This window comes from Salinilacihabitans rarus (genome assembly GCF_024296665.1).
GTDB lineage: Archaea > Halobacteriota > Halobacteria > Halobacteriales > Natrialbaceae > Salinilacihabitans > Salinilacihabitans rarus.
In genome coordinates, this window is the sequence record NZ_CP100762.1 from 81,112 (window position 1) to 92,231 (window position 11,120).

5 protein-coding genes are annotated in these 11,120 nt (G+C 65.7%); 3 read left to right on the plus strand and 2 right to left on the minus strand.

Annotation, left to right across the window (positions count from 1 at the left end; genetic code table 11):
* On the minus strand, positions 1-2,073 hold the full coding sequence (locus tag NKG98_RS00450; RefSeq protein ID WP_254767774.1) for a type II secretion system F family protein: 2,073 nt from the start codon (positions 2,071-2,073) through the stop codon (positions 1-3).
* Positions 2,070-5,345, minus strand: coding sequence for an ATPase, T2SS/T4P/T4SS family (locus NKG98_RS00455; protein WP_254767775.1), 3,276 nt, complete (start codon positions 5,343-5,345; stop codon positions 2,070-2,072). The genes NKG98_RS00450 and NKG98_RS00455 overlap by 4 nt, the downstream gene beginning before the upstream one ends.
* A 644-nt stretch (positions 5,346-5,989) precedes the next feature.
* Here NKG98_RS00455 and NKG98_RS00460 point away from each other — a divergent pair.
* The 3 genes from NKG98_RS00460 to NKG98_RS00470 all read left to right on the plus strand — a co-directional run bounded on the left by NKG98_RS00460 (position 5,990) and on the right by NKG98_RS00470 (position 10,554).
* Positions 5,990-7,012 carry a tyrosine-type recombinase/integrase gene (locus tag NKG98_RS00460; protein WP_254767776.1) on the plus strand — a complete coding sequence of 341 codons (1,023 nt, stop codon included), beginning with the start codon at positions 5,990-5,992 and terminating at the stop codon, positions 7,010-7,012.
* Between the two features lie 342 nt (positions 7,013-7,354).
* Positions 7,355-7,558: a hypothetical protein gene (locus tag NKG98_RS00465; protein ID WP_254767777.1), complete on the plus strand. Its 204-nt coding sequence runs from the start codon at positions 7,355-7,357 to the stop codon at positions 7,556-7,558.
* Positions 7,555-10,554: a toprim domain-containing protein gene (locus NKG98_RS00470; protein WP_254767778.1), complete on the plus strand. Its 3,000-nt coding sequence runs from the start codon at positions 7,555-7,557 to the stop codon at positions 10,552-10,554. The genes NKG98_RS00465 and NKG98_RS00470 overlap by 4 nt, the downstream gene beginning before the upstream one ends.
* Positions 10,555-11,120 lie beyond the last annotated feature (566 nt).

Below are 11,120 nucleotides of genomic sequence, written 5' to 3' on the forward strand. Positions count from 1 at the left end.
TCAGGCCACCATCACCCACGCCACGAGTGCGACGGTCGAGAGGACGAGGACGAACTTCAGCCCGCTCAGGAGGTCGGCGTCGCGGATGTAGCCTGCGATGAACCCCGAGAGGATCCCCTGGAGCGTCACCGCGTGGAAGAACAGCAGCGAGAGCTGATTCGTGTCGACGTTCTGGCTGAAGTCCGCGTTGCCGATGCCGGCCCCGGCGGCGCTCGATCCGGTGTCGGCGCCGCTGGTGTCGAGCCCCGCCATCGTGTCGATGAACTGCGTCTTGAGGATCGCGATCACCGCGAGCAGGGTCATGAACGTCATGATGATGATCACGACCTGCATCAGCGTCCGGGACTTGCGCTCGCGGACGATGTCGTCCTGGTTCTCGCTGGCCTGGGCGGCGGTTCGCAGCACGTCGGAGATCTGGTTCGACGCCTCCTGGGACTTCGCGATGAGTTTGACGGTCCGGGCCAGCCGCGGGATGTGGTACTTGTTGTTGAACTCGACGAGCGCCTCCTGGAGGCTCATCCCGTAGTTGACCTTCGTGTGCATGACCTCGAACTCGCGGGCGAGTTTCCCGCTGGTCGTGTCGGAGACGGCCTTCAGCGACTCGAGCAACGTCATTCCGGTGTCGTTCGCGCTCGAGAGCTTCCGGAGGTCCTCCGAGAGCGTCCTGACGACCGCGTTCCGCGAGCGGACGTTCCACTCCCGGAAGACCGTCAGCGGGACCATCGTCAGGTACAGCGGGACGTAGACGTAGAGGAACGTCCCCCACACCGGCCGCTCGATCATTCCGGACCACGACACCGGGGCGGAGCCGCTGACCATCGCCGTCACGACGATCACCAGCGCCGCGGGGCCGGTCAGCGCGAGCGTGTACAGCGGGTTGTCCCGGAAGAACAGGTGAGGCTTCTGGAGCACCTGAAGGGTCTCGTAGGTCCCCTCGCGGTTCTTGATGCGGTTGAAGACGTTGTACTCGCCGGTGAACTGCTCGACCAGCCCGAGGTTGAGCAGCCCCTGCTCCTCGGCGGCCTGGACTCGTCGGTCGTCGTGGGCGTGTCTGAGGTAGCCGTCGCCCGGTTCGTCGTGTTTGACCGTCGAGACGAGGACGATGAAGCCGACGCCGGTCAGCGGGATCAGTCCGTAGATGGTCAGGTAGATCATCCCGTCGGAGACGCTCGCGCTCGGGATCATCTGCATGATGACCAGAATGATGATCAAAAGCAGCGGGAACAGCGAGAGCGTCATGTACATCTCGCCGAACAACTCGAGCGTCTCGAGGGTCGTCTCCTGTTCCTGCTTTGCGGTCCGCATGTGCTTTTCCTTCTTGTCCGACAGGAAACTCTCCATGTCGCCGCCGCTGTTGATGATCGAGAGCATGTCGGTCAGGAACTGCGAGAGCTCGTCGCTCGGCGTCTCGATCGCCTGCTTGCGGATCGCCGTCCGGTAGTCGACGTCGAAGTACTCGGTCTCCTGGACGATGCTCTGGAACTCCTTGGCGACCTCGCCGTAGGTGTCGTCGGCCTGTGCCATCGCCTCGAGGATCTCGAGCTGGTTGAGGCCGCCGACCGCCAGCGCGTACATGTACGAGACCGAGTCCGTGAGCAGCATGTTGATCTCGCGTTGGCGCGCCGAGGCCCGCGAGTAGGGGATCGCGACCAGCGAGCCGAAGCCGAGCGCGAAGCCGATCGTCCCGAGGACCATCCCCGTCAGCAGGATCGCCAGCGGTAGCTTCGCCTGGTTGAGGACGGCGATCACCGCCTCGTTGCCGACCGGGAGCCCGAGACTGAGCGACTCCGCGCTGACGACGCCGGTCGCGAAGATCGCGTAGCCGAGCACCAGGCCGACGAACCAGAGCATCCCGCCCGTCAGCAGGCCGATCCCGAGCGCCCGCGAGAGGAAGAGCTCGACGGTGTCGGTCATCCGCGACTGGGCGAGTTTCAGCTCCACGTCGGAGACGAACTGGCTGTCCTCGTCGAACAGCCGCTCGTACAGCGGGTAGAACGTGTCGCCGAGCGCGTCCGAACTCCCGGCGAGCGATTCGGCGTCGGTTCCGCTACCGCTACCGGTTTCCAGACTCATCGTTCGTCCTCCTCACCGTCGAAGATCGACGTCGACTCCTCGTCGAACGGGGAGCCGTCCGGGTGCCCGAAGATCGAATCCTCGCCAGTCGACGGGTCCGTCGCCTCGTCTCTGGGCATCGCGTCGGCCGACTCCGAATCCTCGCTGAAGAGGGAGTCGGCGCCGGTCCCGAAGATCGAGTCGTCCGTCTCGGCGGCCTCCGTCGACGTGCCGGCGTCCCCGCCGGCTTCGGCCTCGGCCTCTTCGAGTTCTTCGAGTTCCTCGAAGGTTCGGTCGACGTCCTCGAACAGTTCCTCGAAGTCGTCCGTCCCGGAGGACTCGCCCGTCGACGTACCGCCGTCGACCGCCCATCCGCCGTCGTCGACCTGTCCGGTGACGTCTCCCGCCGGGGTGCTGGCGGCCTCCGCGGTCGCGCCGGCGTTCGAGGCGTCGGCGCCGACGTCGATCGTCGGTTCCTCGTCCGGGGCCGCCTCGAGCGCCGGCCGTTCGGCCGTCTCGGACTCGTCGCCCGACGCCTGCGCGTCCGGGAGTGCTTTCTCCGCTTCCGCCGACTCCGACTCCTCGTCGAGCCACGACGGGGTGTCCGCGACGGCGCCGTCTCCGCCGGAGCCGAGCGCGTTGTCGTCGGCGTCCCAGTCCCCGGCGTCGAACGCGGCGTCGCCGGCCGCGTCGGCCTCGACGGGGTTCGCCTCGTCGACGCCGCCGAGCGCGCCCGCGAGGCCGCTCGGGACCTTCCCGCGGTACTCCTCGAACAGCGACTCCTCGGCGCGTTCCAGGACGTCCATCGAGAGGTTGTACGTCTCGTTGGTCGGGTCCGGCCGCGGGACGAGTTCCTCCTTCTCGGGATCGACGTCGATCAGGACGCTCTCCATCTCCCGGAGGTCCTCGAGGCTCCCTTCGAGTTGGCCGTTCGCGATCAGCGTCAGGATCGTGTCCGGATCGTTGATGAACGCCTGGATCGTCGCCGCGACCTCCGCGTACGTGTTGAGTTCGTTCTTGATCAGGTACGCGAGGATCACCTTGCGCTTGAACAGTTCGTTCTGCAGCTTCTCGCGGTTCCAGCCGCGGTCGAACATGATCTCGTCTAAGGTGTTCGAGTCCCCCATCTTGAGGTACTCGTCCGTCTCGGCCTGCCACTGGTAGACGTCCTGGACGTTGATCTCGTCGTTTTCGGCCTCGTAGTGGTTGATCTCGGTCAGCGACTTGTTCCGGCGGACCTTCCGGCCCTGGACCCGCGTCTGGGTCTGGATCGAGACCAGGTCCAGCGCCGTGAACATCGTCTTCGAGACGTTGATCGGGTCGGTCGTGAACCGCTTGAGGACCTCGTCGACGGAGTCGGCGTGGAACGTGGTGTAGGTGGTGTGGCCGGTCGACATGACCTGGAACAGCGTCCGGCCCTCCTCGCCGCGGATCTCACCCATCACGATGTAGTCGGGCCGTTGCCGGAGTGCGGCCTCCAGCAGGTCGAACTCGTCGACGTCGCCCTGGGCGTCGTCGGAGAACGACGGCCGGGTGACGGAGGCGATCCAGTTGCGCTGTGGGAGTTCGACCTCGCGGGTGTCCTCGATCGAGACGATCTTGGTGTTCGACGGGATGAAAAGCGACACCGCGTTCAGCGAGGTCGTCTTCCCGGACGCGGTCCCACCCGCGAAGATCAGGCTCTTGTGGTTCTCGATGGCGAGCCAGAGGAACGCCATCTCGTCGAGGCTGAAGGTGTTCCAGTTGATGAGGTCGATCGGCGTGAACGGGACGTCCTTGAACTGTCGGATCGTGTAGTTGGTCCCGTGATCCGAGACCTCGTTGCCGAGGGTCAACTGGGCGCGCGAGCCGTCCGGCAGGGTCGCGTCGACCTGCGGCAGCCGCTTGCTGATCCCCTTGCCCGATCGCTGGGCGAGTTTCACGACGAAGTCGTCGAGTTCGTCCTCGCCGTGGTGGATGTTCGTGATGATCTGCTCGTACTCGGAGTGGTAGACGAAGACGGGCGAGTTGTACCCGTCACAGGAGATGTCCTCGACGTTGATGTCGTGTTTGATGCCGTCGATGCGCTCGTAGCCGATGAAGTTCCGCTTGAGCAGGTACAGGAGCTTCTCGACCTGGTACTCGTTGAGCGTGTCCGAGTCCTCCTCGAGGAGGAGCGGTTCGGGACGGACCTTGATGCCTTCGAGTTGCCGGTCGCGCTCGCCGATATCGAGGTCCACGCCCTCCTCGTCTTCCTCCTCGTCGTCCAGCATGGATCTGACGGCGTCGAAGAAGCTCTCGTCGTCGCCGCCGATCCGCTCGAAGAGGTCGTAGCGTTTCAGCAGCCGTCGAGTCTCCTCTTCGATGACCTCGCGTCGGCCGTCTTCGCTCTCGGTCTGTTTGATCCCATCGTCGGAGTACTTGATCGCCGTCCTGAGCTTCCCGGAGAGGAACTCCTGAAGTTCCTCTTCGATCTCGTTCAGGTACGGCTCGATCATGTAGTACTTCCTCTCGTTTTCCTTCTGGGAGTGGAAGATGACGACGAACGCGTAGGGTTTGTTCACCCAGTAGCGCTCCTCCTCGCGGAAGTGGCCTTTCTTCTCCGGCGGGACGGCCTTCTCGAGGTCGTACCGGTTCACGACGGTCGTGTTCCCCTCGGCCGTCGAGAAGAACTCGTCCTCGTCGAGTTCCTCCCGGACTTTCACCGTCCGCGCGTCGACGACGTCGTCGAGTTCCATCGCGACGTTGCCGGCCTCGTGGAGCTTTTGCTCGATGTCGTCCGGGTCGAACCCGAGCGTTTCCTCGCAGTCGAACGGTTCGATCTCGCCGTTTCGCTTTCGGGGGCGATTCCCCTCGTCGTCGTAGTAGTACTCCCACTTGTAGTGTTCCAGCGAGTAGACGTCCTTGACGACCGGCGTCGTCTCGGGGTCGAGGTACTCGAGGAAAGCGTTCCGGAAGTACTTCGCGTTCGGGGCGAACGTCTCCGTGATCAGGTCCGACAACTCGTCGGGGTGGTAGCCGAGGTGCGCCTCGGGATCGAACTCGACGCTGTCCCAGTCGTCGCCGCTCGGAACCGCACTCGACGTCCCGAGACCGAGTTGATCGCCGGACGACCCGGTCCCGTGGGGATACACCGCCGACACCTCGTCGCCGTACCCGTACTCCTCCATGAAGTCGGCCCAGGTGTACTCGCCGACGCGAACGTCCGAGTTTCGCGTCGGGCCGTCGAACGTCCGCTCGTCCGACGCAGGCGTCGACGCCTCCGCGTCAGAAAACTCCCCGGCGTCGGACTGGTCGGCCTCGTCAATAGCCATTGACTTCCCTCAAACCCTCTCCCTTCAAAAAATTCATCCACGGATTACCACATCTGATAATTATACGTGTCATGCGATCTGTCAGTGGGGACAAAACCCGCGACGGTTCGGCGTTCGTCTCAATCATTTGACCACCCTTCACGAGGTTCGACCCATCGTTTTTGGCCACAGGCTTTTTATTTTACGGAATAATATATCCATAGCGACATTATTGGCTCGAAGACGTATCCCCGGTCACGACGCCGGTTCGAACCGGCGACTCGCGGGCGGTCGGCGCCCGGGCGGGACGTGCGGCTGACGGGATTCGAACCGCGGCCACGGCGGCGCTCCCTTTCGAACCTCGCACGATCCGTCGTCGGCTTCGCTGTCGCGCGCGCGAGAACGGGCGTGGCGGGATTCGAACCACCGGAAGAGAATCTGCAACAAAGTTGCAGAACCTCTTCCGTACCTCGCGCTCGCGTCGCTCGCGCTCACCCGCGATCAGACCCAGTTCCGGGCTGCTCGGCGCGGCGCGCCTGCGCTGCCGGGCTCCTGCCGCGGTGGGAACCTCCGGCGACCACCGCCACGTGGACACGCCGGCCCGGCCACTGTACCGCCGCCTGTGCGGACGTGGCCCGCGTGCGTCTCCCTCGAGACCAGAGCCTATGCCACCGAACCCAGACCTTGACCCGATCGATCCCAACTCGGCCGTCGACATGTATCTCGCCGATCGCGAACCGACCGTCGCCCAAAGCACCCTCTATGCCCATCGCTCCCGGCTCGGCCACTTCCTGCGGTGGTGCGAGGCCGAGGCGATCGAGACGATCGCCGACCTCACCGGGCGCGAGCTCCACGCCTATCGGCTGTGGCGCCGCGAGGACGGCGACCTGAATCGCGTCTCCGAGAAGACGCAGATGGACACGCTGCGCGTGTTCATCCGCTGGTGCGAGCAACTCGGGTTCGCCAGTCCTGACCTCCACCTCGCCGTCCAGAGCCCGACGCTCGACCCCGGCGATAACACACGCGAGGTGCTGCTCGACGCTGAGCGCGCGACGGCGATCCTCGACTATCTCGCGACGTACCACTACGCCTCGCTCGACCACGTCGTCCTCGTGCTGTTCTGGCGGTGCGGCCTCCGGCTTGGCGCGCTCCACGCGCTCGACGTCGACGACTACGACCCGATCGAGCAGTCGCTCGCAGTCGTGCATCGGCCGGAGACGGCGACGCCGCTGAAAAACAAGCACGAAGGCGAGCGGTACGTCGCGTTGAGCGACGCCACACGCCGCGTTCTCGACGACTGGGTCGGCGACCGCCGGCCGGACGTGACCGACGAGCACGGCCGGGAGCCGCTGTGTGCGACGACTCGTGGCCGCGCCTACAAGTCGTACCTCCGCAAGTTCGTCTATCGCTGGACGCGCCCCTGCGTCGTCACCGGCGAGTGTCCCCACGGGCGGACGATCGACGACTGCGACGCCGTCAGTGACGAGGCGGCGTTCCGCTGTCCGTCGTCGGTCTCACCGCACGCGATCCGCCGCGGGGCGATCACGCACTGGCTCAAAGCCGACTGGCCGACGCGAGCGGTCGGTGACCGGGCGAACGTCTCGCCGGACGTCCTCGAGGCGCACTACGACCAGCGCTCGGCGCAGGAGAAGATGGAGCAACGCCGCCGGTACCTCGATAACATCTAAGTGGCATACCCGGAACTTTCCAAATGAATGTACAATATAGAGGGCGAAAAAGTCGCGTAACACGAGCAATCCTAACAGTTATAGTGGCCAATCTGCTTTCCTGAGGCAATCATGTAGGAAACGAGTAGACAGCCCGCCCACCGGGCTGCCAACAACACTGAGTAGTGGTACAGTGCAGGAACTCGTGACGGAGTTCCGCTTCGAGATTGGAGGTCGAGCCTCTTTAGCATTGAGGAAATCGAACTCCATCTCGGGCGGACTCGAACGTCGGGTTCCTCGGACGGCACCGCCGTGCCGGAGCAACGGCTACTGATTCCACCGAATCATCAACAGACCAATACAATGACGAACAACGAGATAGATCTACAAAAGTACCAGCCAACCGACGCCCGATGTCGGACCGTCACACTCACCCGTGTGGCACAGTCCAGAGGAGAGAGCAACGACCGCGCCAAGGACGGCGTGGCGGACACGCCGCCCGCTTTCAAGGAGGCGCCAGCTACCGAGCGCCCACCCATCGGCCAGCGGCCGGGCGATAAGAAATGAGCGGTCAGGACGACGACGCGGCATCACCCCCTTCGATCGACGAGCTCGTCGAAGCGCTTCCGGATCTGCAGGCGTATATCGAGAATCCTGCTCACGGCCAGCACACGACCGATCTCGTCGCCGTCGGGGACGAGTATCGCGGCGCCCATCCCGTCCACGGCTCGACGAACGCCGACGAGAGCGGGCCGGCGGCGGGCAACTTCGCGGTTAACCCGGCCAAAGGCGTCTGGTACTGTCACCGCTGTGGTGCCGGTGGCGACCTCCTCAACTACATCGCAGTCGACGAGGGGCTCGTCGACTGCGCGCATGCCGACGACCTCGCCGACGTCTTCCCGCTCGTGCTCGATCTCGCCACCGAAGCAGCGGGAATCGCGGATCGGATGTCGGGCGCGGATCGGCGCGAACTGGCCGCCAGACGCCACGAACGAGCGGCGATCACCGAGGTGCACACGGCGGCCTGTACGTTCTACCGTCAGCACCTCGATGAGCCCCGCCCGGACGAGCCCACCGAGACGTGGGCGGCGTACGTCCGCAACCGGTGGGGACTCAGCGCGGCGATCCTCGACGAGGCGGGCATCGGCTACGCCCCCCGCGAGCCGCGCGCACTGGTCGACTACCTCCGCGCGGAGGGCTTCGAGGACCACCTGCTCCGTCAGTCGGGGCTGGTCAGCGAGAACGACGAGGGCGAGCTCGTCGACTACTTCGACGGGCGGCTCATCTTCCCCTACCGGGTGCGCGGCGCACCGCGCTACTTCATCGGGCGGCGGACCCCACAGACGCCCGGCCGGACCCCCTCGAAGTATCGAAAGCTCCGGAATCCGGACCCGGACGGCACCGGGCCGACCGCGTGCGTCACCGAACCGGTCTTCGGCCTCGATACCGCACGGTCCGCGGAGCACGTCGTCGTCACCGAAGGCGTCACAGACGCCCTCGCGCTCCACGACGCCGGTTTCGCCGCGATCGCGCCTGTTGGGACGGCCTTCGGCGAGGACCGCCTCAAGACGGCCGCACGGGCGCTCAGCGGCAAACGGGTGACGGTCGTCATGGACGAAGACGAAGTGTCCGGGGCCGGCCTCCGCGCCGCACTGACGACCGCCACGGACCTCGCCGAGACGGGCCACCCGCGCGAGGTGCGGGTCGGCCGACTCACGGCCGCCGACGGGGTGACCCAGCAGACGATCGACGTGGCCGAGTTCTACCGCGACTACGATGCAGCCGCGTTCGCGCAGGTGCTCGACGCCGCCCTGCCTGTCAACCACGCCCGCTACTGCTGGGGCGAGACCGCGGGCGATCCGAGCTACCTGTTCGCGGCCGCCGTCGAGGCCGCCGATCACGACCCGACGGCGGTCGCGAGCCGGACGGACGACGAGGGGACGGAGAGCCTACTCGGGGTCGATGACATCATCGACGGCGACGAACTCCCGACGGCCCAGCGTGAGTTCCATCGCCGAAGCGACCTCTCGGGAAAGGACGTGCGCGACATCTTCGAGCACGCGATCCGGATCGACCTCGAGGCGAACGGGTCGTTCATCCGGTCGGACGACGGCCGACTCTGGTACTTCTTCGATCCGGAACACCGGCTCTATCCGATCGACGCGTCGGGCCAGCAGGAGATCCACGACGAGTTCCACGGGCTGATCAAAGCGCGGTTCGGCCTCTCGATGGACCAGTGGTCGCGGGGGCTCTTCAAGGACATCCGGATTCACGGCCGCCGGATCGCCGCGCGCCGCGCCGTCCACCAGTTCGCCTGCTACAACGCAGAGGCGGGCGAACTGTACGTCAGCGACTTCGACGACGGCTACTACGTGGTCGACGGGAGCGACGAGGCGCCCGAGCATCGGCCGAACGGGACGGACGTCCTCTTCCGCGACGAGCGCGGGGAGCCGTGGACGTACGTCCCACCCGCGGCGCGCCCGGAGCCCGACGGGGACATTCCGGGCGAGCGCTCGCCGTGGGCGGGCGAGGGCGATCTCCTCCACCGCTACGTGACGAACCGCGTGAACTTCGGCGACGCCGTCCTGACGCCGGCCCAGCAACGGCTACAGCTCTACCTGCACCTGCACATCATCCCGCTGACGTCGCTCCTCTCGGCGCGGCCGATCCTCGCGTGGGTCGGCCCGAAGGGCAGCGGCAAGACGGTCACCCAGCGGATGATCGGCCGGCTGTTCTACGGGCCGTCGTTCAAAGAGACGGTGATGCCCGACGAGAAGAAGGACTTCTACGCCGTCCTCGCGAACCGGCCGCTGACGTTCATCGACAACTACGACGACGGCCGTCGGTGGGCGAACGACGTGCTGGCCGCGGTGGCGACCGGCGCGAAGCTGGAACTGCGCAAGCTCTACTCGACGGTCGACCTCGCCTCGTACGATCCGCAGTGCTGGCTGTCGCTCACCTCGCGCGACCCGCCGTTCCGGCGCGACGACGTCGCCGAGCGGATGCTCGTGTTCAACCTCGAGCGGATCGCGACCGGCACGGCCGACTTCGTCGGTACGACGCCGTTCCTCGAGGTGGTCGACGAGGCCCGCGAGCCACTGCTCTCCGCGCTCCTCGACAACGTCAACGCCGTCCTCCGGGTCTACCACGACACGGAGCGCGCGGCGTTACGGTCGCAGCACCGGATGGCCGACTGGGCGGCCTGCGCACACCTCTGTGCGGAGGCACTCGACCTCGACGGCGTCGACGCCCTCCTCGAGGCGATGGGGGGCGAGCGCGCGGCGTTCGTCCTCGAAGACGATCCGCTCCGGCCTGCACTCGACCACTACCTCGAGACGCAGCCCAAGTGCGCCACTCGCTTCCACTCGACGACTAAGCTGTACGATGTGCTAGCAGAAGCGGCGGCCAGCACGGACCATACGTTCGACTACGCGGACGCGCGCCATCTCGGGCGGCGACTCAAAAAGATCCGCGAGGAGTTACACCAACTCTACGGCATGGAGGTCGACACCTCGGGGCGCGCACCCCAGTATCGCTTCCCGACGGCACGCGACGACGAGTAACCCGTCCCGTCGACGCCGGCTGCTCGCTTTCGTAATGGTGAGGCCGTGTCGGAGTGGCGAGGCCGTGTCGTCGTTAGCCGCACACCACCTCGACGCAAAAAGTGGCAGCCGGGACCGAGGGACACGAACCGGGGCATCAATACTGGTTCTCCCGAGCGCACGCACGCGCACGCGGGGAATCGGCCACCACCCCGTGAGAGCATGTTGCTCGTCCACGGCTGTCGATTTTTGGGTCGACCGACCTCATTGAGTTCGTCGAATGAGCGCCGTCCGAGACGCATCGGACTCGCACCCGGGCTAACACACCATCGGGCGCCACCAGCAAGAGCGCAGCAGCCCTTCGCCGAGATGAAGGGTCCGTCGAGCGAGATCGGGAGCTGCGGACAGAGACCCCGTTCGTCCGCGAGTCGCACCGGGAGAAGCTCTCACAACCGACCCCACTCTCGGAGCACGCTCCAGAGGTGAGTCGGCGCCAGTCGAGTCGTCGACCTGTCGAAGTGGGTCGGAAGTTGCTTGTACTATTATCCAATCGCCTTGATCAGCGCCCATACGACGAGCGGACGCAC

Coding starts and splice junctions, on each gene's coding strand:
- NKG98_RS00450 (WP_254767774.1), bottom strand. CDS start 2,073: ATGAGTCTGGAAACCGGTAGCGGTAGCGGAACCGACGCCGAATCGCTC.
- NKG98_RS00455 (WP_254767775.1), bottom strand. CDS start 5,345: ATGGCTATTGACGAGGCCGACCAGTCCGACGCCGGGGAGTTTTCTGAC.
- NKG98_RS00460 (WP_254767776.1), top strand. CDS start 5,990: ATGCCACCGAACCCAGACCTTGACCCGATCGATCCCAACTCGGCCGTC.
- NKG98_RS00465 (WP_254767777.1), top strand. CDS start 7,355: ATGACGAACAACGAGATAGATCTACAAAAGTACCAGCCAACCGACGCC.
- NKG98_RS00470 (WP_254767778.1), top strand. CDS start 7,555: ATGAGCGGTCAGGACGACGACGCGGCATCACCCCCTTCGATCGACGAG.